20 protein-coding genes and 1 pseudogene are annotated in these 22789 nt (G+C 44.2%); 11 read left to right on the forward strand and 10 right to left on the reverse strand.

Features of this window, described 5'->3' with window-relative positions:
* Position 1 precedes the first annotated feature (1 nt).
* On the reverse strand, positions 2–3739 hold the full coding sequence (gene cobN, locus B1A85_RS07230) for a cobaltochelatase subunit CobN (protein WP_104546175.1): 3738 nt from the start codon (positions 3737–3739) through the stop codon (positions 2–4).
* A 100-nt stretch (positions 3740–3839) separates the two neighbouring features.
* On the opposite strand from cobN, the gene B1A85_RS07235 reads away from it, so the two are divergent.
* Together B1A85_RS07235 and B1A85_RS07240 are read left to right on the forward strand one after the other, a co-directional pair.
* Entirely contained in the window at positions 3840–5792 is a 1953-nt protein-coding gene (locus B1A85_RS07235; protein WP_104546176.1) for a GAF domain-containing sensor histidine kinase, read from the forward strand.
* 25 nt (positions 5793–5817) lie between these two features.
* On the forward strand, positions 5818–6507 hold the full coding sequence (locus B1A85_RS07240) for an N-acetylmannosamine-6-phosphate 2-epimerase (protein WP_104546177.1): 690 nt from the start codon (positions 5818–5820) through the stop codon (positions 6505–6507).
* A 161-nt stretch (positions 6508–6668) separates the two neighbouring features.
* On the opposite strand, the gene B1A85_RS07245 is transcribed toward B1A85_RS07240, so the two are convergent.
* Positions 6669–7601 (reverse strand): hypothetical protein, encoded by a 933-nt coding sequence (locus tag B1A85_RS07245; RefSeq protein ID WP_104546178.1) that lies wholly within the window; start codon positions 7599–7601, stop codon positions 6669–6671.
* A 111-nt stretch (positions 7602–7712) separates the two neighbouring features.
* On the opposite strand from B1A85_RS07245, the gene B1A85_RS07250 reads away from it, so the two are divergent.
* Positions 7713–8612, forward strand: coding sequence for a metallophosphoesterase (locus B1A85_RS07250; RefSeq protein ID WP_104546179.1), 900 nt, complete (start codon positions 7713–7715; stop codon positions 8610–8612).
* Between the two features lie 43 nt (positions 8613–8655).
* Here B1A85_RS07250 and B1A85_RS07255 read toward each other — a convergent pair whose 3' ends face one another.
* Entirely contained in the window at positions 8656–9486 is an 831-nt protein-coding gene (locus tag B1A85_RS07255) for a DNA adenine methylase (protein ID WP_104546180.1), read from the reverse strand.
* A 235-nt stretch (positions 9487–9721) separates the two neighbouring features.
* Between B1A85_RS07255 and B1A85_RS07260 the strand changes: the two genes are divergently transcribed.
* From B1A85_RS07260 to B1A85_RS07275, 4 genes are all read left to right on the forward strand, one after another.
* Positions 9722–9928 (forward strand): DUF751 family protein, encoded by a 207-nt coding sequence (locus B1A85_RS07260; protein WP_104546181.1) that lies wholly within the window; start codon positions 9722–9724, stop codon positions 9926–9928.
* A gap of 57 nt (positions 9929–9985) precedes the next feature.
* The gene (gene rbfA / locus B1A85_RS07265; protein ID WP_104546182.1) at positions 9986–10393 is read left to right on the forward strand and encodes a 30S ribosome-binding factor RbfA; all 408 of its coding nucleotides are present in this window, start codon (positions 9986–9988) and stop codon (positions 10391–10393) included.
* Between the two features lie 62 nt (positions 10394–10455).
* Entirely contained in the window at positions 10456–12018 is a 1563-nt protein-coding gene (locus B1A85_RS07270; protein ID WP_104546183.1) for a glycoside hydrolase family 3 N-terminal domain-containing protein, read from the forward strand.
* A 319-nt stretch (positions 12019–12337) separates the two neighbouring features.
* The gene (locus tag B1A85_RS07275; protein ID WP_015187198.1) at positions 12338–12571 is read left to right on the forward strand and encodes a DUF4327 family protein; all 234 of its coding nucleotides are present in this window, start codon (positions 12338–12340) and stop codon (positions 12569–12571) included.
* A 268-nt stretch (positions 12572–12839) separates the two neighbouring features.
* On the opposite strand, the gene B1A85_RS07280 is transcribed toward B1A85_RS07275, so the two are convergent.
* Positions 12840–13187 carry a hypothetical protein gene (locus B1A85_RS07280; protein ID WP_104546184.1) on the reverse strand — a complete coding sequence of 116 codons (348 nt, stop codon included), beginning with the start codon at positions 13185–13187 and terminating at the stop codon, positions 12840–12842.
* Positions 13188–13326: 139 nt separating this feature from the next.
* On the opposite strand from B1A85_RS07280, the gene B1A85_RS07285 reads away from it, so the two are divergent.
* The gene (locus tag B1A85_RS07285) at positions 13327–14238 is read left to right on the forward strand and encodes a cation diffusion facilitator family transporter (protein ID WP_104546185.1); all 912 of its coding nucleotides are present in this window, start codon (positions 13327–13329) and stop codon (positions 14236–14238) included.
* Between the two features lie 89 nt (positions 14239–14327).
* On the opposite strand, the pseudogene B1A85_RS26015 reads toward B1A85_RS07285, so the two are convergent.
* The 5 genes and pseudogenes from B1A85_RS26015 to cbiD all read right to left on the reverse strand — a co-directional run.
* Positions 14328–14483 (reverse strand): annotated as a pseudogene (locus tag B1A85_RS26015) (hypothetical protein); the annotation flags it as partial.
* 290 nt (positions 14484–14773) lie between these two features.
* Complete coding sequence (locus B1A85_RS07295) at positions 14774–15094, reverse strand: class I SAM-dependent methyltransferase (RefSeq protein ID WP_210404285.1); 321 nt, start codon at positions 15092–15094, stop codon at positions 14774–14776.
* Positions 15070–15231, reverse strand: a complete 162-nt coding sequence (locus B1A85_RS24380) for a hypothetical protein (RefSeq protein WP_210404219.1) — start codon at positions 15229–15231, stop codon at positions 15070–15072. Before B1A85_RS24380 ends, B1A85_RS07295 begins: the two co-directional genes overlap by 25 nt.
* A 45-nt stretch (positions 15232–15276) precedes the next feature.
* A complete protein-coding gene (guaA, locus tag B1A85_RS07300; RefSeq protein ID WP_210404286.1) occupies positions 15277–16824 on the reverse strand; it encodes a glutamine-hydrolyzing GMP synthase in 1548 nt (515 codons plus the stop codon).
* Between the two features lie 195 nt (positions 16825–17019).
* Positions 17020–18126, reverse strand: a complete 1107-nt coding sequence (gene cbiD, locus B1A85_RS07305) for a cobalt-precorrin-5B (C(1))-methyltransferase CbiD (protein WP_104546187.1) — start codon at positions 18124–18126, stop codon at positions 17020–17022.
* A 379-nt stretch (positions 18127–18505) separates the two neighbouring features.
* Between cbiD and B1A85_RS07310 the strand changes: the two genes are divergently transcribed.
* Together B1A85_RS07310 and moaA are read left to right on the forward strand one after the other, a co-directional pair.
* Positions 18506–19972: an MFS transporter gene (locus tag B1A85_RS07310; protein ID WP_104546188.1), complete on the forward strand. Its 1467-nt coding sequence runs from the start codon at positions 18506–18508 to the stop codon at positions 19970–19972.
* Positions 19973–20167: 195 nt separating this feature from the next.
* Entirely contained in the window at positions 20168–21154 is a 987-nt protein-coding gene (gene moaA / locus B1A85_RS07315) for a GTP 3',8-cyclase MoaA (protein WP_104546189.1), read from the forward strand.
* Between the two features lie 191 nt (positions 21155–21345).
* Here the strand turns inward: moaA and rpsD are convergent, their stop codons facing one another.
* A complete protein-coding gene (gene rpsD, locus B1A85_RS07320) occupies positions 21346–21954 on the reverse strand; it encodes a 30S ribosomal protein S4 (RefSeq protein WP_104546190.1) in 609 nt (202 codons plus the stop codon).
* A 175-nt stretch (positions 21955–22129) separates the two neighbouring features.
* On the opposite strand from rpsD, the gene B1A85_RS07325 reads away from it, so the two are divergent.
* Positions 22130–22741, forward strand: a complete 612-nt coding sequence (locus tag B1A85_RS07325; RefSeq protein WP_104546191.1) for a hypothetical protein — start codon at positions 22130–22132, stop codon at positions 22739–22741.
* The last annotated feature ends 48 nt before the right edge of the window (positions 22742–22789 follow it).

Raw genomic sequence — 22789 nt, forward strand, 5'->3', positions numbered from 1 at the left:
ATTACAAGGTTTTCTCAATGCTAGCTTCAGCATGATGAACGAGCGCTCTCAAATTCTCTAGCATTTCGCGATCGACATTCTGCCACAACCCGCGTTGATGTGCTTCTAATAATCTTTCTGCCATATCGCGCAGTGCCCAAGGATTTTTTTCTTGGATAAACTGCTGAACATTGGGATCGAATAAGTACGCGTTAGCGATTCCTTGATACATATGATCTTCCACACAATTTGCAGTCGCGTCGTAGGCAAATAAATAATCTACAGTCGCCGCCATTTCAAATGCACCTTTGTAACCGTGGCGCATCACTCCTGCAATCCACTTCGGGTTAATCACGCGGGAACGATAAACGCGGGCTATTTCTTCTTTGAGTTGACGCACGCGAGGGTTTGCTGGAATTGAGTTGTCACCAAAATAAGTTTGCGGGTTTTTTCCCTGCAAAGATCGTACTGCTGCGGTTAAGCCGCCTTGAAACTGGTAATAATCGTCCGAATCGAGTAAATCGTGTTCGCGGTTGTCTTGATTGTGTAAGACGATTTGCATTTGCTGTAAACGCTGTGCAAATGCTTCCGGAACGGCAGATCCTTGTGCCGATCGCGAGTAAGCGTAGCAACTCCAGTTAATATAAGCACGCGCTAAATCTTCGTCGTCGTGCCAGTTTTGTGCTTCAATTAAGCCTTGGAGTCCTGCACCATAAGCACCAGGTTTCGAGCCAAAAATCCGGTAACGCGATCGCGCCGAAGCTTGTTCTAAAGTTAACCCCGCTGTTTGCCATAGTTCTGTCTCGTGAGAAACTTGCGCTGCTAATGGATTTTGTTCAGGTGGTTCATCGAGTGCAGCTACAGCAGCAACAGCAGTATCGAATAAATCGATTAAATTTGCAAAAGCATCGCGGAAAAAGCCCGAAATTCGCAAAGTGACATCCACGCGCGGACGTCCTAACACCGATAGCGGTAAAACTTCCAAATCGACCACCCGCTGCGAAACACCATCCCACACAGGTCGCACTCCGAGTAATGCTAATGCTTCGGCAATATCATCGCCACCCGTCCGCATTGTCGAAGTTCCCCAAATTGATAAACCCAAAGTTTTAGGATATTCGCCATTTTCTTGTGCATAACGTTCAATCAAAGCTTCCGCAGCTTTGCGCCCAATATCCCAAGCTGTTTCTGTCGGAATTGCCCGAATATCCACAGAATAAAAATTGCGACCAGTTGGTAACACTTCGGGACGACCGCGAGTCGGCGCCCCCGCAGCACCACTTGGAACATACCGCCCATCTAAACCGCGTAATAAGTTCGTGATTTCTTGTTGTGTTTGTTGCAAAGAAGGTAGCAGGCGATCGCGTATCCAGGTGAGATTAGTGGTGAGTGGCTGGTGGTTAGTGGATAGAGAAGAGACATTTTGTAGTATTTGTTCGATTAAGTTAGTGGCGTGGTGTTCTAGGGCTTCTACCGCATCGCCGATGGTGTGACAGGGTTGTTGTGTTTTTGTTGAAAGTAATTCGATTTCATTTACAGAGAGCTTTTGGCTAAGATCTGCGGTAAGCGGATCGAAATCTAGCCCCCAGGATTGCGCGATTGCTTGCGTAAGTCCACAGCGATCGCGACTCGGCATACGGGCGATCGCTACAATTAAATCTCTCAGTTGTCTTCCTTGCGGACATTGACCAAAAATGTGTAAACCATCGCGAATTTGCGCTTCTTTGAGTTCGCAAAGATAGCCATCGATATTGCTAATGCTTAATTGTTCATCACTTGCGACACCAAGATCGAGGTGGAGATTTTCTTGCAGAACGAGATCGAGTATGCGATCGCGAATCAACGTTAACCGCGTTGGGTCTAAACTCTGCGCCTCATAATACTCATCAACCAACCCCTCCAACTGCTGTAAAGAACCATGTAATTCTGCACGAGTCAACGGCGGCGTCAAATGGTCTACGATCGCAGCTTGCGCGCGACGCTTCGCCTGCGAACCCTCACCAGGATCGTTCACAATAAACGGATACAAATGTGGTAAAGCCCCCAAAGCTACCTCTGGGTAACACTCCTGCGACAACGCCACACTCTTTCCTGGTAGCCACTCCAAATTGCCATGCTTCCCGACATGAACCACCGCATCAGCACCAAAACATTCTCGCACCCAATAGTAAAATGCTAAATACTCGTGCGTAGGCTCCAAATCCGGCGCGTGATAATTCAACGCCGGATCGACATCATACCCCCGCCCTGGCTGAATCCCCACAAACACATTCCCCAAACAAATTCCAGAAACCGCGATCGCTTCCTTTCTTTCTCCGTAGTTCGCATCCCCCCACCGTTCGCAAATCCTTTGTTGCACCCCTAATGGCAAACTCCTAAAATACTCCTGATACTCCTCCCAACTCACACTTTGCAACACCCGACGCAATCTCCCCTCCGGATCGTTCGTCACCCCACTCGTCAAGCGCTGCATCAACTCATCGCCACTGTGCGGTAAATTCTCCACCTGATACCCAGCTGCTTGCAAAGCCTGCAAAATTTCTACACAACTTGCGGGAGTATCCAACCCCACACCATTCGCCAAACGTCCATCACGATTTGGGTAATTTGCCAAAATCAGCGCAATTTTTCTTTGTCGTGGTGGTAACAAACGCAAACGTACCCAATTTGCAGCTAAATCCGCAACAAACGCAATGCGATCGCCGTATGGTTCATACACGACAACATCCGTTTCTAAATCAGCATTCCAAGTTTGCACAGCTTTAAACGAAACCGCACGGCTAATAATTCGCCCATCTACTTCAGGTAGCGCCACATTCATCGCCATATCGCGCGGCGACAGTCCTTGAAATTGCGATTCCCAAACATCTACAGGACTACTACTCAAAATTGCCTGCAATACAGGAACGTCTAGTTTTTCCCAAAAATCAAGTTGCAGTGTTGCTTCTAGCCGCGCTAGGGAGAAACTCGTTGTATTGAGTAACAGTTGAATTTTTGGTTCATCTTTTGGTTGAAAATAGGATATTAGCTCGTCTTGTACATCGCGATCGCGTAACGAAGACACAAAAATCGGCACAGGTTCTAAATTTCTGTCCTGTAATGCTTGACAAAAAGCATCAATTACACTTATATTGCCTGCTAAGTAATGCGCGCGATAAAACAAAATCCCAACCTTTGGCTTTTCTCCTGCTCCCCGATTTCTAAACCCTGACCCCTGATAAAAACCTACACGCGGTACAGCTTGGGGTTGTGGCGGATAATAGCTAGTTCCTAGACACGCATCGCAGACGAACTGCAAGCCATTGACAATATTTTCTACACCGCCTTCGCTGAAGTAGCGCCAAATTTGATTAACAACGGTCAAAGAAACAGTAGAATGTCCAATTAAATGAGGATCGAAAACGTCATCGCCAGGAATCACAATCAGTGATGCTTTGGTACGCTGTACAGTTTCCTGCACGACTTCTAAGCCGTAAGACCAGTAAGATCGCCCTCCTAATAACCGCAATATGATAATTTGAGCTTTTTCTAAGATTTCCTCAGCATAGGTATCAATTGTGAGTTGTTGCTGTAGCTGTAACAAATTAGCAACGCGCAGGGCAGGAAACCCCACTGGTAACTTAGAAATTGCTGCTGCTATGGTTTGAATATCGGTATCTGCCGCAGTCAGAAACACAAGTGGTGCTGGAGTTTGTTCTAGAAAAATTACGCCTTCTGATTGAGGATTCCAACCTCCTGGCGTGCCATTGATACGATGCATAGTTTTGTTTTATAGAATGCATAATATAGATTTATGATTTGCAACAGGAAAAAAGCGGCAGTGAAAAGTTATCTAGCCATGTTTTAATAAACCTCAGAGCATGATTCACCCTGAAGATTTGAGTTTTCGCGGCACTTTGCCCTCAGCAGTTTTTGAACAACTAAGGCAATTGTTGTGTCAAATGGCTCAAGTCGTAGAAACAGAAGCTGTGGTGCTGACACAAGACATTCTTTTGTCAATTCCTGTTCCTCAGAAGCAGCAACAATTTGTTGTCATCATATCTCAAGGATTTAGTGCGCTGCTGTTGGGATTTCCAGAGGAACCTGAACAATCAAACCTTCAGAATCCAATTATGTCAGATCCTGATGATGCCGCCTACATCTCATCATTGGCTGCGGAATTTTTATCATTTAACGGACAAGAGTCATTGCTTGACGTGAATCTTACGTTTGACCGCAATGCGATCGCTGAGTTCATGCGACAGCTCAGTTACAATTTTCAGCACGACGCTCAAGCATACCAAACACTGGCGCAGTATTGTCAAAGCCTAGAACCTAATGATGCTAGGTTGCAAAGTTACTTTACACTCTTACTGTTATCTATCTTTAATAAAGAGAAAGCATCTGCACCACACATAGAATATCCGCACGTATCTGTTTGTCAACCAGTAGAAGATGCGCTCAAAGAGCAGATTGCGCACGAACGGCTACTAAATCAACTTACCAGTCAAATTCGTCAAAGTTTAGATTTATCCGTCATTCTTTCCACAGCCGTGAACCACGTGCGTAATTTTCTGCAATTGGATCGCTTGATAATTTATCAGTTTGCACAAGATAACCCTCCCGAAGGAAGCGCGACCTCGTTGCAGGCGCTTTATTCTAGCAGCGATACCTGGCAAAAACATTCAGGGTGTGTTGTGTACGAAGCCCGTGCAGCCGAATCAATTCCATCAATGTTGAATTACCGTGAAGCAGGATGTTTTATTCCAACTTCACAATGCTGGGAGAAGTATCGCAAAGGCTTTACCCTTGCTGTCGATGATATCGAAAAAACCTACGTCCTTTCGCAGTGTCTTCTTGAGTTTTTGCGCGAGAGTCAAGTACGCGCCAAGCTAGTTGCACCAATTGTCTTTCAAGAAAAGTTGTGGGGGTTACTGATCGCGCATCAATGTTACGAAACCCGCAATTGGCGCGACAGCGAAAAAAACTTAGTGCAAAGAATCGCAGAACAACTGGCGATCGCGATTTATCAAGCTGAATTGATGCAATCTTTAACGCGAGAAAAGCAGTTACTCGAACAACGAGTCTCAGAACGCACTCAAGCCCTCCAAGATGCTTTAATCGCTGCGCAGGCTGCGAACCGTGCCAAAAGTGAATTCTTAGCGACAATGAGTCACGAACTGCGATCGCCACTGACAACAATTATCGGGTTATCTGCGACGCTGTTACGTTGGTCGTTTGGTAAATTAACCGAGCGTCAGCGACAATATTTAGAAACTATTCACAATAGCGGCGAGCATTTATTAGCACTGATCAACGATATTTTAACATTGTCCGAAGTTGAAGCGGGTAAGACACTGTTAGAGAAAAGCGAGTTTTCCTTAAGCGCGATCGCCGAAGCGAGTTTGCAGTCGTTTAGAAATATCGCCGCCCGACAAGCCGTCGATCTGCGTTTAGACTTAAGAATTGACGCGTCATGCGATCGCATTACCGCAGATTTTAAACGCGTGCAGCAAATTCTCTGGAATCTACTCAGCAATGCGGTAAAATTTACTCCAGCTGGCGGGCAAGTGACTTTACGCGCTTGGCTAGAGCAAAATACGGCTGTCTTTCAAGTAGAAGATACAGGGATCGGCATTCCAACAGAGCAGTTACCACTACTGTTTGAGAAGTTCCAACAGCTAGATACACCCTACCGCCGCCAACACGAAGGAACAGGACTAGGTTTAGCCCTCACCAAACACTTAGTAGAACTTCACCAAGGACATATCACGGTCGAATCCGTTGTCGGTCATGGTTCAATTTTTACAGTTTGGTTGCCTGTGAGTGGCTAGATGTCAGATTTTTTAAAAGTATAATATGGTATATAAATTCGACAGTGTAATTGCCAAGTTAAAACAAGGTTTAATTGTTTCGTGTCAAGCGCCAGTTGACTCGCCATTACACGATCCAATAGTTATTGCCGCGATTGCACGTGCAGCGGAGAATCAAGGAGCCGTGGGCGTTAGAATTGATACGCCTGCACACGTGAGTGCAGTAAAGCAGCGCTGTACAGTACCGATTATTGGACTGTGGAAACAACAAATCCCAGGCTACGACGTGTATATTACACCGCAGTTTGCTCATGCTGCCGCGATCGCTCGCGCCGGAGCCGATATTATTGCTATTGACGCCACACAACGCCAACGTCCAGAGGGAGAGACACTAAGTTCTTTAATTCAACAAATTCACCGTGAACTTGGTAAACCTGTAATGGCAGATGTCGATACGATTGAATCAGCGATCGCGGCGGTTGCTGCGGGTGCAGATATTGTGGGAACAACGCTCTACGGCTACACAAAACAAACGACACACTTATCTCCCCCTGGCTTTGAACTTTTGACACAAATCGTAGAAAAAGTCGCAGTCCCAGCAATTTGTGAAGGTGGTATTGCTTCTCCCCAAATGGCACGTCAAGCACTCGATCTTGGAGCCTACGCCGTCGTTGTGGGAACAGCCATTACCGGAATCGATTATTTAGTAAAGGCATATCGAGCCGCGATCAGTTAGAAGCTAGTGACTAGTTAGTAAGTTTTGAGAGGTGGGGATGAGTAACTAGTTATTATTGACTAGTGATGAGTTCCAAGTTATATAGAAAACAGTATTCTTCCTCTGCTCCCTCTGCTCCCTCCGCTCCCTCCGCTCCTCCGCTCCTCTGCTTCCTCTGCTCCTCATGCTTGTCGTTTCAAAATCACCATATTTTCCCCAATAACTGGGCTACGTGCGAGTAAATTTCCTTGGGGATCGATAACTTCTAAGTAGATAAAATCCAGTTCCTTGGCTCGCTCAAACATTTGTGCGGCTAATTTGTCTTGTTGGGATGGTTCTAGGTTGTACCAATCAGTTTTTAATGTCACCGTTAGGCTATTCGCCGGAAAATTGGCTTGCAATGATTGAATAAAACCATCACCATAGCGATCGCTCACTTCTGCAACTTGCTTTTCAATAGCTGCAATCAAACTCTGTTCAGGTGTAGGTTCTATCACAGGTAGCATCGGTTCTGTCATTGGCTCAGAAGTACTTTCTGGAAGCACAGGTGAAGGAATTTCTGTAAGTGGTTGTGGTGGTTCTGGTGCAACTAATTCTGATGGTGCAGCAATTTCAGGTTCTTCTTCTGCTGTGGGTTCAGCGATTAGTTGTGGTGGTTTTGGTGCAACTAGTTCTGATGGTGCAGGAATTTCAGGTTCTGCTTCTGGTATCGGTTTAGCGATTGGTCGCGGCGATTCTGGTGGTTCTTCCTGAACAACATTCGGTGGTATCTTTGCAACTTCAGGTGGCGGTGATTTGGGTGATAAAAAAAAGACCGTTGTTCCTACTAAAGCGATCGCAATTCCAGCAATAATACCTGTCAGCGCTGTATCCGAGATTGAAGTATTTCTGGGTAAAAGATTGCGAATTGTAGCTAAAACTTGACTCCATCCGCGTTGCAGTTGCTCCCAAACGGGTGTCGTCGGTGCTGTTGGTTCAGCTTCAAGTTTTGTTACCAATTTTTCTAAAATATTAATTGTTCCCCGCAGGAGCCTCACACTCTGTGTTTTGACAAACCCTCGATTTGCTCTTTGCGGTTGTGAAGATGGCGGTTGCGAATTGGGTGGTTGTGACATCAATCCATACTAAGGCAGTAAATGACACATCAATTAAGTTGCATTATGACGTTGCTGCCTACTCAGCCTTAATTTATCATTGTGAGGTTTGATTCCCCAATGGTGTGAATTATGCCTCTTAAGCGTCGTCAGTTTGTCTTTCTCAGTGGTATTAGTGGTTTTGGTTTAGCGTTGTTGAATAAAACTCAGCCCCGCAGCAGCGATCGCAACCCTAATCTCAACTTAGTTTCTCAAGCTCAACCGCTTGCATCCGAACCAATTTTACGATTCGTTTCACTAGCCGATACAGGAACTGGTGCTAAAGGTCAATACGCAGTTGCTCAGGCAATGACACAATATCACAAGCAAAATACTTTCGATTTAGCCGTTTTAGCTGGAGATAATATTTACAACAATGGAGAAATCGAAAAAATAGGCGCAGTTTTTGAACGTCCTTACGAACCTTTATTAAAACAAGGCGTTCAGTTTCGTGCTTGTTTAGGAAATCACGATATTCGCACCGCAAATGGCGATCCGCAAGTCAAGTATCCAGGATTTAATATGCAAGGGCGCTACTATACCTTCCGGCGCGATGCTGTGCAATTTTTTGCTTTAGATACTAACAACAATGCTGATTGGACGTCACAATTAGCTTGGTTAGAAACAGAGCTCAGTCGCAGCGATGCACCTTGGAAAATTGTGTTTGGACATCACCAAATTTATTCTTCTGGTCATTACGGTGAAAATCAAAAGTTAATCAAAGAATTAACTCCACTCTTTCAGAAATACAATGTGCCGTTATATATCAATGGACACGATCACAACTACGAACGTACCCGTGAAATTAACGGTACAACTTATTTAACTTGCGGCGCTGGCGCTGGCGTTCGCCCTGTAGGACGTTCCGCATGGACAGAACATTCCGCCGAAAAACTCAGCTTTGCAGCGTACGAAGTGTATCGCGATCGCATCGAAATTTCTGCAATCGACACGAAAAACAAAGTTTTCGATCGCGGTGTAGTTCAATTATAATTACTTGCTACTCAGCCTCAATATGGAGCGAGCAAAATACCCGCTATATAGTAATCAACACTTCTGAAATCTTCCCTCGTTTACTGGCGTTTGAGTTAATTGCCCTAGCAGCTTGGATTTCATAAATTTTGAAATCTTTATAGAGTTCTCGAATAAAAGGACAATCTGAATTAGATTGGATGAGTTTTACCCCTCTTTGAGCTAACTCTACACAGACGTTTTTTAGTCTAATTTGATCGTCTTTATTAAAAGAATCGCGGCTGTAAGCAGTAAAGTTGCTAGTTTCACTTAGCGGATGATATGGAGGATCGAAGTACACAAAATCTTCAGAACTTTTCGCATAATTTAAAACTGTTTCAAATGGCTTTACTTCTATTTGAGCTACTTGCAATGCTTTTGCTACAGCACGCAATACTTCAGGATTACAAATCTGCGGATTTTTGTATTTCCCCATCGGCACATTAAATTCACCCTTAGAATTTTCCCGATACAAGCCATTGAAGCAAGTTTTATTCAAATAAATTAATCGTGCGGCTCGCTCTACAGAATTTTCTGTATTATAAGAGCGCATGTAGTAGTAATATTCCTGATTATGGTTTGCTTGATGTTGTTGCAATAAAGAAATAACAGCTTCAACATCATGCTTTATACATAAGTACGTATTAATTAACTCAGGATTAATATCTGAAAGAAAGGCAGAACTCAGAAAATAATGATTATACAAATAAAAAAAGACAGCACCGCCCCCTAAAAAAGGCTCGTAGTAGTTGATAATTTTTTGTGGAAACAAAGAAATATACTGTTGAATCAACTTAGTTTTACCACCAGCCCACTTCAAAAATGGTTTTGGGTAAATAGGCTCTTGAGTTAACATTAATAAAAAAACAATTTGAGTGCGAAGCTTAACTCAATTGTACAGAAGATTATAGTTATTCAATTTAACACCAAGAGCAACAATAGAAGAACAATAAAATTTTCTCTTTTGTCCCCTCTTTGTGACCTTTGTGCCTTAGGGGTTTGTTAAAAAAAATAGTACTTTATAATCAAAACCAACTGTTATATAATGTTAAACAAATAAGAAAACCTCAAAAATATCTCAATAATACAAGATGTTTGATGGATTTTGGCAAAACATCTCGCGCTACCCCCGCTATTTTATTACTATTGTCCTAGGGATATTTTTAAACGCGTTTGCGCCACTGGCACCACTATTTAAGCGTCCAGTCACCGCGATCGCCCTCATAGGCATATTTATTGGGACGATTGTTTTTATCACATTTACACTGCGTGCCATGCTAGGGATAGATCCGATTTAAGCACGAGCAAGGAACAATAAGTAAAGACAACATTTAGAGTGAGGAAGTAGAACCCAAATGGCTACTAGTCGTCGCGTTTCTCGCGTTGCCGAATTAATCAAACGCGAAGTCAGCCAAATGCTACTCCACGACATCAAAGACGATCGCGTGGGCGCAGGAATGGTGAGTGTTACAGAAGTCGATGTTTCTGGCGATTTACAACACGCCAAAATCTTTGTCAGTATCTATGGTACTGATGAAGCACGTGCCGAAACAATGGCAGGTTTAAAATCCGCAACTGGATACGTCCGTAGTGAATTAGGGCAAAGAGTCCGCTTACGGCGAACTCCAGAAATCGTCTTTCAAGAAGATCGTTCGATCGAGCGCGGTGATAGGGTTCTATCGCTGCTCAATCAACTGAATCAAAGCCGTCAAATGGATGATGCAATCGCAATCGAAGATATTGATGAGTTTGATGATGAATAAGCGTTAACTGCTAATGGCTTCTAATATAAGCTAGAGCATACACTTTAGCAGTATCTACCATAATGCGATCGCTTCCTGACATAAATAGTCTTTCGCTTGCCGAACAAGTTGCTCAAATGGTTGTTGTTCGCGCCTCTGGGTATTTGTTTGATCGCCAAATTCAATATCCACAGTGGGAACCTCCCGCAGCCAAGTTGCAATATTGGCTAGAAAAACTGGGTGTTGGTGGTGTCATTTTGTTAGGAGGGAGTGCAGGAGAAATTGCGCTGCGATCGCAGCAACTCCAAACTTGGGCAAAATTTCCTTTACTGATCGCCGCCGATATTGAAGAAGGCGTAGGACAAAGATTTTCAGGCGCGACTGAGTTTCCACCACCGATGGCGCTAAGTGCGATCGCCCAACGAGACCTCACACTTGCTGTACAATACGCATCGCAAATGGGTGCTGTCACCGCACAAGAAGCGTTAGCAATCGGTATTAATTGGGTATTAGCGCCAGTTGTGGATGTAAATAACAATCCAGCAAACCCTGTGATTAACGTGCGGGCGTTTGGCGAAACTCCAGAAATCGTCAGTCAATTAACAACAGCGTTTATTCAAGGTGCGAAAAAATTCCCCGTACTTACCGCAGCCAAGCATTTTCCAGGGCACGGCGACACCGCTACCGATTCGCATCTCGATTTACCTGTATTAGCGCATTCGCCTGAAAGATTAGCAAAAATTGAATTACCGCCATTTCAATCCGCGATCGCCGCTGGCGTTGATGCAGTGATGAGCGCGCATCTGTTGATTCCCGCTTGGGATAGCGAATACCCCGCGACACTTTCGCCAAAAATCTTAACGCAACAATTGCGCAAGCAGCTAGGATTTGAAGGATTGATCGTCACTGATGCCTTAGTGATGGGCGCGATCGCAAACCGCTATGGAACCGAAGAAGCCGCAGTATTAGCTGTAGAAGCCGGTGCAGATATTTTATTGATGCCTCTTGAACCCGAAGCTGCAATTCAAGCTGTCTGCGAAGCGGTTGCGCGCGATCGCATTTCTAGAGAGCGAATTCGTGCTTCTGTAGAACGGATTTGGCACGCTAAACAGCAAGTTGAGTATACCACCACGCCCCGATTGTCCGAATTAGCACAACCTTCAGCAGAAGTAGCAGCGAACGCGATTGTGCGCGAAACGCAGGTTGTTTACGGTTCTGTACCAATCAATGTCAATACACCTTCGGGGAGTTTACGCAACTTAATTGTTGTCGATAATCTACTTAACTGTCATTTTTTGAGTGAGATTAGTCCCGCGATCGCCTTGCCAAAGCAGTTTGGCTACACAACAGAACTTGTCGATTGTCACACTTCAATTACAGGTTTTGACGGCACTCAACTCACTTTATTACAGTTATTTATTCGCGGTAATCCGTTTCGCGGTAGCGCCGGATTAACTCAAGTCGCGCAGAATTTGTTGAAGAAATTATTACAATTAGAAAACTTGCAAGCTTTAACCGTTTACGGTAGTCCTTACATAGTTAACGAGTTTCTACCAGCTTTGCCCGCAGCTACACCTTGTTTATTTTCCTACGGGCAGATGCCTGCGGCTCAATTAAAAATTATGAATACTTTATTCGATGTATAAAGCTTTCTATCGATAGGTAGAAATTTTTGAGAACGCATCCTTACCTAAAGATAGAATACCCAGAATGGCTAATAGGTTATTGCTTGTCAATAGTGTTAGCAATCAAACTTATCTATTGTCTTACCTGCATAACTTTATAGGTAAGATTGTCATGTTTTCTTGACTCTAGCAATATTTATTAATATTATAGTAAGAGGGAAAGGACGAAAATAAAAAAAGATCAGTATAGTAAAATACAAATAACGAAATTACAGTAAAGTTTGTTCTGTCTTAATGCTTTGAACACTGTTTCCCCAACTATTTTTCTGGGTTAAAAATCATGAGTGTGAATACATTGCCACCTGTTCGTTACTCGTTAGACGTGATTCAAGACGAGGTACGCCGTCTGGTGCAAAAAGGAGTGATCAGTCGTCAACAACCAATCTACACATTGTGTCAATTCATTCCGCCCCGCGAATGGGTATGTCTGGAAGGAGAATTAGAAAAATGTGATTTTCTGCTACGCGATCGCATTGGCGATCTATTAGGTCATGAGGAATGGGACAACGATTAAGTTGTTTGTCCTTTGGCTAGAAAAATCAATGAGATGTCGCGATCGCTAACCCACCAGCGAATTGATACAATAAATCCGTCTAGCACATACGCTATTTACATCCTATTACCAAGTTCTACCACGCTTGACAATAACTGAGACTTGTTATAAATATTTATCAGTTGATAGATTGTTTTGCTTAGAGCAAAGCAATTTTTTATTTGACAAGTTTGAGTAGAACTAGCGATCGCAACACAACAGTCGCATTGCGTAAGCAATCGTTGAAATTTTAATTAACTTGTTCTAAGTAGAAATTAATATCTTCACTGATACGAGTCAGTTCAGCTTCAGTCGTCAGGCGAATATGCGCGTCGCGCAGTGTAATCAATACTTTAGCGGCAAAAGGTGTTGCCCAAATATTAGGATTACAAAAAATTTCTAAGAACACATCGCCCGTGTACTGATATTCTAAAGGCTGTTGTGGAGTCGCTTTGGTACCAGCAGACGTTTTAGTACTAACTGCTTTAAGACGTTGCATCAACTGGGCGATCGCACTTTGTAACTCGCGTGCTGCTTCTGGAGAGAAACTAAAGGAAACCGAACCCTCAACCAAGTTCAAAGTCAACTTCGAGGACATAAGCGTAATTTATCCAAACATGCTTCTTTATGTTACCTGTTGCCGTGTAGTTCCTTATGCACGCAAACTCCTTTCTGCTGAAAACTCTAATATATATGTGTCTACCGGTTTTCTAACGGAAATCAAATAACAAAGTTGTATGAGAGACAACCGTGCAACGGTGCGGAAAGTGTTGCTCATCACATTGATACTCAATATATCTGTGATGACATTAAAAGCTGTAATAGGTTGGTGGACAGGTTCTTTAAGCTTGCAAGCTGATGCCTTACACAGCGTTACCGATGGGGCTAATAATATTTTAGGGTTGATTGCCAGTCGTTTTTCTTCACCGCAACCCGATCGCGATCACCCGTACGGACATCTCAAATTTGAAGCCGTAGGAGCGTTAGGAATTGCAGCGTTTTTAGGTATTGCGTGCTTTCAAATTCTTCAAAGTACTATAGAACGAATCCTCAATACTAGTGAACCTGTCAGGATCTCTTCATCAGAATTATGGTTACTGCTAATTGTTCTCGGAATTAATATTTTCGTTGCTTTCTATGAACGTACCGTCGGTCGACGCGTAGGCAGTCCAATTTTAATTGCTGATGCCAAGCATACCATGAGTGATGTTTGGGTAACGATTACAGTAATGGCAGGGTTAGTTGGTATATGGCAGGGAAACATTTTAAACTTGCCACAACTGCAATGGTTGGATGTGATTTTAGCTTTTCCGGTAGCGTTACTCGTCTTCAAAAGTGGTTGGTCAGTATTAAGAGAAAACTTACCATGGCTTGTTGATGAAATGGCGATCGCACCTGAAGCAATTTATGAACTTGTCATGCAAGTTCCTGGTGTCATTAACTGTCACGATATTGCTTCAAGAGGCGTTGTCGGGCGACAAGTTTTTATTGAAATGCATTTAATCGTTGACGCCATAGAAGTAGAAACAGCGCATAAGATAACCGAAGAAGTCGAAGCCAGGCTGATAGAAAAATTTAGCCCTGTACGCATTTCTATTCATATTGAACCACCAGATTATCAAAGCGATCGCATCAGCTATGAAGCTTAAGTTATAAGCTGTTGATTCTATAGTAGTGTTTTCACATTCCAAATTAGAAAAGAAATACTTTGTTACGGCAAATTTGGACGTGCACAAACTCAATTTTCATCAGTCGGTTCCAACACAGTGTTAAACTGCTGATCGGTGTCACTTCGCGCCGCTTCTAGCTTTTGGCGAATCGCCGTTTGAACTTTCTCATCAATATCAGGATCGCTGGGGCTTGTAATAATTCTAGGTGGACGCTGATTGATTCTGTCTAAGTATGCTTAAAAAGTATCTCGATTCCCACGATATTTGAGACAATACTGCTTTAATTCATCATCAACCGTTGCATTATAGTCAACTCGGTTCATTAGAAAGCTCCCCAGCAGGCAAGATTTGAAACTCAAGTTCGTTCTAGCCAGCTAGTATGTATGCGTTACGAGTTCGATCGTCAACACGAAGTAAGATCAATTAGCTCAAGTATGATGTAAATCAGTTGGTAGCTGACCCCATATAAACTTTCTAATTGAGCATTAGTAGGTATTCCGGTCACTCACTCTACCTACTGCCATATTTCCTCATCCTCAAGATACTCGCCCAAGCTCACAATCGCCACTCCATCTTGTCGCAAACACTGATAGAAACTCTGAAGTGCAACGCCAATTTCATTATCTCCAGAAAGGTGTAGTAAGGAGTTATCGGTACTTAAAACACCATGCGTTTGGGCGCATTGACGCATATCTGCTACTTTGAATGTCATTTCGAGTTCGCGCGATCGAGTTTCTTTGCGCGCCTGTGCAACGACTGCTGCGAATAAATCAGAGGCTGTAACGTTGTTGTGTCCTAAAGTCGCGAGTTCTAGTGCTTGGGTTCCGATACCCAGGAAACATCAAGAATTAATAGTGGTGCTGCACCCACGAAATTATGAATTACACCGTTGAGTGCAGTTCCGTGCTTAGCGATCGCTTCGTTCCAGTTAGGATAAACAAAATGATAAAGACTAGCGATGTTGTTATACATCTCAATCTTGAATACGAGTAGGCAAAAGCCGGAGCATAATATCAATTACTCCCACTCAATCGTTCCTGGTGGCTTGGAAGTAATGTCGTAAACGACGCGATTTACGCCGCGAACTTCATTCACAATGCGGTTAGAAATCGTCTCTAGCAAGTCATACGGAACTCTCGCCCAATCCGCAGTCATCCCATCTTCACTAGAAACTAAACGTAAAACAATCGGGTACGCATAAGTACGCTGATCGCCCATTACGCCAACACTACGAATTGGTAATAAAACTGCAAACGCTTGCCATAGTTGATTGTAGATACCGTTACGGTTAATCTCCTGACGGACAATTAAATCGGCATCGCGTAAAATTTCTAAACGTTCTTCGGTCACTTCACCCAAAATCCGAATTGCTAAACCAGGTCCTGGAAACGGCTGTCGTTGCACAATTTCATCAGGTAAACCAATTGAACGCCCAACCTTACGCACTTCATCTTTAAATAATTTGCGCAGTGGTTCGACAAGTTTAAATCGTAAGTCTTTGGGTAAGCCACCAACATTGTGGTGACTCTTGATTTTCACAGCGACACGTTCCCCTGTTTTTGGGTCAACATTTGTATCCGCCGATTCAATCACATCAGGATACAAAGTTCCTTGTGCTAGATAATCAAAAGGTCCTAAGCGTTTGGAAGCTTCTTCAAATTCTTTGATAAATTCGTGTCCGATGCGACGGCGTTTTTCTTCGGGATCGGTAACACCGGCGATCGCTGCCAAAAAGCGATCGCGCGCATTAACATACTCGACTGGAATGTGGAACTGTTCTTGAAATAATTTAACTAACCGCTCTGGCTCTAGCTTGCGCATAAAGCCTTGGTCAATAAAGACACACGTCAACTGATCGCCAATTGCTTTGTGTAGTAAAAACGCCAACGTTGAAGAATCAACACCACCAGAAAGCGCTAGTAATACGCGTTTGTTTCCAACTTTGGCACGAATCTCGCGAATTGCTTCATCAACAAAAGCTTCTGTTGTCCACGTTGGTTCGCAGTCGCAAATGTGATAGACAAAGTTACGAATCAACGCCATTCCACCCAATGAATGCACGACCTCTGGGTGAAACTGCACGCCGTAAAGTTTCTTTTCGTGGTGCGCGATCGCAGCACAGGACGTATTTTCTGTGTGTGCTAAAATTTCAAATCCTTCTGGCAAGACGGTACACGAGTCTCCATGACTCATCCACATAATTGTGCCGTCTTCGACGTTTGTCAGTAAGTCCGTCGGATCGTCAATCGAAAGAGAGGCTTTGCCATACTCACCGCGTTCAGCACGAACGACATTCCCGCCGAGTTGATTGACCATCAACTGCATCCCGTAACAAACACCCAGAATTGGAATACCTAACTCCCAAATCTGGGGATCGCATTGCGGAGCGCCGACGTCGTAGACTGAATTTGGTCCTCCTGAAAGGATAATTCCTTTAGGATTGAGTTGCTTTAATTGTTCAGCAGTCGTGCGATAGGAAACCACCTCTGAATAAACTTGCGTTTCCCGAATGCGACGGGCAATCAGTTCAGAGTACTGGGAGCCGAAGTCCAAGATGACAATCATTTGGCGATCCAGCTGCCCCGAAGTCAATTGAGGCGGTGTTTGTGTCTGGATAGTCACAGAGATGAATTCCCGATGAAGGTGTGCAGCGATGAAGGTTAAAAGCTTCTATCTCGGTAGTACGTACTATTAAATACCTACCAGACGATAGATCCTTAAAAAGTTATTTATTGGTATCGAATATATATTTTTCTTAAGTTAACACAAATGGGCAAGCAAAGTGGAGCCGATTTCACTTTTGACAATAATTTGGCGATCGCGGTCAAACAATACTGAACCAACCTGAAGTTGGCGAGTACTGTGTTTATAGATATATTCTTGAGTGCGTTGGTCAATGCTCTGGGCGATCGCACCGTACACAGTATTTACCCAGTTACTTCCTGCTTGCGCGTCCGCTTTCCGCAAATACTTGAGTGCAGCTTCTGCGGTAGAACTTGTAAACAGAGTTTGCAGCACTGGTGTTGGTAAACCTGCGTTGGCGGCATATGCTGTTAGAATTTCGCGGCGCCCATCCGCAAGGTGATGGTGCGTGTGAAAAATTCCTCCTGCGAGTTTCATCAGCTTTCCGTGATAGCCAAACAGTAAAATTGCGGCGACTTGCTGCATGGCAGCTTCCACAAGTAAAGGTCCCAGCCAATTTGCCGTTTTCACCAATCGCTCAGAATTAATTCCCATTTGTGTTGCTAAATCCAAGCCATTTTCCCCAATACAAAACACCAAACAATCCAAATGACTTTTAGCTTGTAATTCCTCGCGAAAGGCTTCTAGTTGCTCAGGAGCGCTTAAGGGTTGAGCAATTCCACTCGTTCCCAACAAAGAAAGTCCTTCGACAACACCAAACGCAGCATTCGATGTCCGCTCGGCTAATTGTCTTCCTTCGGGAAGAATAATCGTCACAGCGATCTTTTCGCCTGGTTGTAGCAACTGCGTCAAGTTCTCTTGAATTAATTGCTGTGCATAGCGATAAATCGCTGCTTCTCCTGTGGCATTTATCTTGCCAATTCCTTCACCGCCACGGATCGCGACCGCCTGCCCTTCTGTACGCGGTTCTACCAATGCCCAAATTGGCGTATTTCGAGTTAAATCGAGATTATCACCAGGATCGCTCCGCGTAATTGCCAATGCGCCTTGCGCAACCCCTGCAACTTGTTCAATTGGAATTTTGACAATTTCTGCAGGATGAATAAGATTGACATTAACGGATGTCATGCCTTGCTTTTTGTGTAGCCAATGTAAAGCTGCGATCGCCGCCGCACAAGCAAATACTGGCAAAGTATATCCGGAACGAAGTTGAGAGCGCTTCATAGGCATATCAGAGCATTTTTGGTTGAGAAAGACTATTACTAATTCGTAATTTGCCGTAGGCTTAAGCCCACGGATTTGTAATTCGTAATTTAAGAAATTTAGATAAGAACCGGAGGGTGTATGTTTGAATCTGTTGCTGAAATACGCAAAAACTGGTCTAAGTAAATTAGAGGCAGTTGAGATATTGTGTTAACGCCTGAAAGCTTGTTTTTCTCTAGTCAACAGCAACTCATCACTCCTCAAAATTGGAATTGTAACCAGCGACAGAGAGAATATTATCTTTATTTTTTGTTTCAATAGATTGAGAAACGTATCTGGCGACACTGTCGCTGTTTATTTAGCTAACCCCAAAGCCGAACTCAAAGTTGGATAATGCCTAGTGGAAACCATCTCTCATCCCACCATAGAACTTAGAGAACACCATCACGCGGTAGCGATCCCACCCAGCGAACTACCGCCTAAAATTTCGGCACAAGAAATTCGGACAAGTCTTAGAGCATCAACGCTAGATGGAATCTTTGCAGCGATTTTCTCTAGTATTACCAGTGGGGTCTTGCTCACCAATTTTTTATTACAGCTAGGAGCAAGTTCTGTAGAGATCGGAATGCTCTCGTCGATTCCGATGGTAGTCAATTTGCTGCAGCCTCTAGGGGCTTATTTTGCCGACCGAACCACAAGCCGTCATAACTATTGCTTATGTATTTTTGGCGTATCTCGGTTACTGTGGTTAATTTTAGTTGCGGGTATTGGTTGGGTATGCTGGTCGGGAGCCGACTTACATCAACTGGTCAGCTGGACGCTGGGGATGATTTTGGTGACACACATCCTAAATGCCCTGGGTAGTTCTTGCTGGGTAAGTTGGATGGCAGCACTAGTTCCCCATCGCCTACGCGGACGTTATTTCGGCTTGCGCAACAGTGCCAGTAGCCTCACAACTTTGTTAAGCGTGCCAGTCTTTGGTTTTGCTGTTTCCGCATGGCCTCATAGCAGTGTTCAAGGTTACGGTATCGTGTTGTTTTTAGGTATCGTGGCTGGGCTAATTAGCTTAGGATGCCAGTTTTTGATGGCAGATGTTAACCCGTTACAACCTAGAGATGCTGCTTCTTATCGCACCAAGGCAAAAACTGCAGAGACTTTGAACGTCGTTGATGAGAGTAGCCGTCTACAGCCTAGTCTTTGTCAAGATACTAATTTTTTAAAGTTTTTGCTTTACTTTGGCTTGTGGACGTTTGCGGTTAACTTAAGCGCGCCGTTTTTTAATTTATATCTGTTAGATAATTTACATTTAGATTTAAGTTGGGTCACTACTTACACGAGTTTGACCGCGGGAGCTAATCTCGTCATGTTAGTGTTGTGGGGCAAAATGGCAGATCGCGTAGGTAATCGTCCCTTACTGCTTCTTGTAGGCATTTTAGCCGCCATTACACCCATATTTTGGTTGGGAGCTGGTAGCGATTCTCTGTCGCGCTGGCTCTGGTTGCCGTTAATTCATATCTTTAGTGGTGGAACTTGGGCAGCAATTGATTTATGTAACAACAATATCCAAATGGAAGTTGCTCCCGTCGAACACCCATCAAAATACTTTGCGATCGCAGCAGCAATATCTGGCGTTTGTGGCGCTTTTGGCACAACCACAGGCGGCTTTCTCGCCCAACTATCTGTGATTGGTGGTTTACCAGGGTTATTTGCACTTTCAGTTATCGTCCGCTTAATCGCGCTATTGCCACTCGTTTTTGTCCGCGAACCCCGCAGTCAATCAGTGGTCAAAATTTTGCGCAACTTACTTCCCTTTCAACCACAACTCGCACCTGTTCCTGCTGGAGAAGTTGGCGATCGTACAGAATAAGAATTAGGAGTCAGGCGGATAAGCTCTCAGGAAGCTAAAGAAAAGAGGAGCAGAGGAAGCAGGGGTGCAGAGGAAACACAGAAAGAATAGTGCTTTCTACATCACTCAAAACTCATCACTAGTTAATAATAACTAGTCACTCACCCCTCACCCTTTACCTTTCAAAACTTAACTTATAACTAGCCACTAATCACTATGAATGCAGTAGACTACCTCCGGATCAGCTTAATCGACCGCTGTAACTTCCGGTGTCAATACTGTATGCCGGAAGGTGCTGAGTTAGATTATATTTTGCGGCAACAGCTATTAACTGATGCCGAACTGCTCAGTTTAATTGAAGAAGTCTTTATTCCCGTCGGCTTTACGCGGTTTCGGCTAACGGGCGGAGAACCGTTACTGCGTCCTGGTGTCATTGAAATTGTCCGCGCGATCGCTGCTTTTCCTCAAACTCAAGACTTGGCGATGACAACTAACGGGTTTTTGCTCGCAGGTATGGCACAAGCGCTTTACGATGCAGGGCTGCGACGGATTAATATTAGTTTAGATTCGCTCGATCCCAACACGTTTGACCAAATCATTGGCAATCGCGGTCGTTCGCGCTGGTCACAAGTCTGGCAAGGTATTCAAGCTGCATATCAAGTTGGTTTCGATCCTTTAAAACTGAATGTAGTAGTCATCCCTGGCGTGAACGATCGTGAAGTGCTCGATCTTGCTGCCTTAACAATTGACCGTCAATGGCACGTTCGTTTCATCGAATTTATGCCGATTGGCAATTTTCAACTTTTTGGCGATCGCGGCTGGATTGCTTCTGAAGAACTTCGCCAACGCATCCGTAATTCTTTTGGCTTGACAGAATCGCAGGTACGTGGTAACGGTCCTGCGGATGTTTTTCAGATTCCTGGTGCAAAGGGTACTATAGGGTTCATTAGTCAGATGTCCGAATGTTTTTGCGATCGCTGCAACCGGATGCGGCTTTCTGCTGATGGCTGGTTACGTCCGTGCCTACTCAACGAAGGTCATCAAATCGATTTGAAAACACCCTTGCGCGCTGGCGCTAGTATGGCACAACTACGCCAAGAAGTGCGCCAACTGCTTGCGATTAAACCGGAAATCAATTTCAAACAACGCGAATCAGGGACAACTGGTGCATATAGTCGCACAATGTCACAAATTGGAGGTTAATTCAATTCTAGATTTTGGATTGACTGCGATTATGGAAAACCTAGCGGTTGAAACCGCAGCTAATCAGACAATACCTACCTTCGTAGGTTTCTCAAGCACTAATTCTTATTAGTTTGCGAAGGTGGACTTAGGCTGTTAAGCCGCGACAGAAGTCGCTAGGCTAATAATCCGAAATTCAAAATCTAAAATCGTTAAGCTTGTCTTGAGTAGTACTCAACGACCAACAATTCGTTGACTTGTAGCGCCACCCACTCGCGCTCAACCAAACCGTTAACTTTACCTTCGAGCTTGTTTTTGTCAAACTCTAAATGGCTAGGAAGGTTCGCAAGTCCTGGATATTGTAGATTATTTTCTACTAACTTTCTTGAAGCTTCGCGGTCTCTAACTTTAATCACATCGCCTGGGCGACATTGATAACTTGCAATATCGACGACTCGATCGTTCACCACAATATGACCGTGATTCACTAATTGCCGAGCTGCGGGAATCGTCGGAGCCATTCCCATCCGGAAAACAGTATTATCCAGTCGCATTTCTAATAGTTGCAATAGCACCTGTCCCGTTGAGCCAGTCACGCGTCTAGCACGACGGACGTAACGTAACAACTGCTTTTCGGTTAAACCGTAGTTAAAACGCAGCTTCTGCTTCTCTTCGAGACGGACAGCGTATTCAGAACGCTTCTTACGGTTTTGTCCGTGCTGTCCTGGTGGATATGAACGACGAGCGCTTTTACGAGTTAATCCTGGTAACTCTCCTAAGCGGCGAACAACTCTTAGTCTTGGTCCTCTGTATCGGGACATGGGTTCCTCTTTACTACCTTGTCAAACTTCTCCCAAATTGACCATTATAAATCTGTAATAATCAGATTGGCAAAATCAAGGGTAAATTAAACTTCCTCGAATGCTCATCTGGGCTTTAATATAGCGGAAAATAAAATTTTATCGCTTTGGAAGACTTAATTTAAGTGAAGGTGATATGGCAATCGAAAAAAAGCGTATCCGTGTAGCTGCTACTCCTTTCGCTGTTGCAGTACTCGTCATGTCTGCTGTTCCTAGCGCTACGGCGACAATTACCACGTCTTATCGCAATAGTTTTCGTGTTTGTACAGCCCGTCTTTTGAGTGTTGGTATCGCTGATGTCGCCGCAGCTAACGCTTGTGCCGCAGCACTGAATCCGCGATCGCTATCTAGTTGTGTTTTAAACATTAATCAGCGTACAAATATCGCCGCAACCGATGCACTAGCAACATGCAGACAAGTACGCCGTCAAGATGATTTAGCCGCCTGTGTCGTCGGAATTAGCCAAACGAGCGAACAACAACCGGCAAATGTTTTAGATTACTGCGGTCGTAGTTTATTGCCAGTACGCTTTGCTGAATGCGTTGTTGGTTTACGCAGCGAAATTAATTTGACGCCTGTCCAAGCGATGGATAGTTGTATCGATGCTAGCGATCCTCTAGGAAATCTTTCTCCTACGTTTATCCCAGAAGGACAAACGCCTGCGATTCAAACAACTCCTGAACCCGTCAGCCCAGTCCCACCAGAAGCTCAACCTTCTCCACCGCCGACGACGCCGGTGACTCCGTGAGGTAGAGCAGAGGAGCAGGGGAGAATATTTTCTCTGCTAGTTATAGCC

Source organism: Chroococcidiopsis sp. TS-821, assembly GCF_002939305.1.
Classification (GTDB): Bacteria; Cyanobacteriota; Cyanobacteriia; order Cyanobacteriales; family Chroococcidiopsidaceae; genus Chroogloeocystis.

Bases quoted from the DNA above. Each gene is read 5' to 3' on its own strand.
- cobN (WP_104546175.1), bottom strand. From the start codon at position 3,739: ATGCATCGTATCAATGGCACGCCAGGAGGTTGGAATCCTCAATCAGAA.
- B1A85_RS07235 (WP_104546176.1), top strand. From the start codon at position 3,840: ATGATTCACCCTGAAGATTTGAGTTTTCGCGGCACTTTGCCCTCAGCA.
- B1A85_RS07240 (WP_104546177.1), top strand. From the start codon at position 5,818: ATGGTATATAAATTCGACAGTGTAATTGCCAAGTTAAAACAAGGTTTA.
- B1A85_RS07245 (WP_104546178.1), bottom strand. From the start codon at position 7,601: ATGTCACAACCACCCAATTCGCAACCGCCATCTTCACAACCGCAAAGA.
- B1A85_RS07250 (WP_104546179.1), top strand. From the start codon at position 7,713: ATGCCTCTTAAGCGTCGTCAGTTTGTCTTTCTCAGTGGTATTAGTGGT.
- B1A85_RS07255 (WP_104546180.1), bottom strand. From the start codon at position 9,486: ATGTTAACTCAAGAGCCTATTTACCCAAAACCATTTTTGAAGTGGGCT.
- B1A85_RS07260 (WP_104546181.1), top strand. From the start codon at position 9,722: ATGTTTGATGGATTTTGGCAAAACATCTCGCGCTACCCCCGCTATTTT.
- rbfA (WP_104546182.1), top strand. From the start codon at position 9,986: ATGGCTACTAGTCGTCGCGTTTCTCGCGTTGCCGAATTAATCAAACGC.
- B1A85_RS07270 (WP_104546183.1), top strand. From the start codon at position 10,456: ATGCGATCGCTTCCTGACATAAATAGTCTTTCGCTTGCCGAACAAGTT.
- B1A85_RS07275 (WP_015187198.1), top strand. From the start codon at position 12,338: ATGAGTGTGAATACATTGCCACCTGTTCGTTACTCGTTAGACGTGATT.
- B1A85_RS07280 (WP_104546184.1), bottom strand. From the start codon at position 13,187: ATGTCCTCGAAGTTGACTTTGAACTTGGTTGAGGGTTCGGTTTCCTTT.
- B1A85_RS07285 (WP_104546185.1), top strand. From the start codon at position 13,327: ATGAGAGACAACCGTGCAACGGTGCGGAAAGTGTTGCTCATCACATTG.
- B1A85_RS24380 (WP_210404219.1), bottom strand. From the start codon at position 15,231: ATGTATAACAACATCGCTAGTCTTTATCATTTTGTTTATCCTAACTGG.
- guaA (WP_210404286.1), bottom strand. From the start codon at position 16,824: ATGATTGTCATCTTGGACTTCGGCTCCCAGTACTCTGAACTGATTGCC.
- cbiD (WP_104546187.1), bottom strand. From the start codon at position 18,126: ATGAAGCGCTCTCAACTTCGTTCCGGATATACTTTGCCAGTATTTGCT.
- moaA (WP_104546189.1), top strand. From the start codon at position 20,168: ATGAATGCAGTAGACTACCTCCGGATCAGCTTAATCGACCGCTGTAAC.
- rpsD (WP_104546190.1), bottom strand. From the start codon at position 21,954: ATGTCCCGATACAGAGGACCAAGACTAAGAGTTGTTCGCCGCTTAGGA.
- B1A85_RS07325 (WP_104546191.1), top strand. From the start codon at position 22,130: ATGGCAATCGAAAAAAAGCGTATCCGTGTAGCTGCTACTCCTTTCGCT.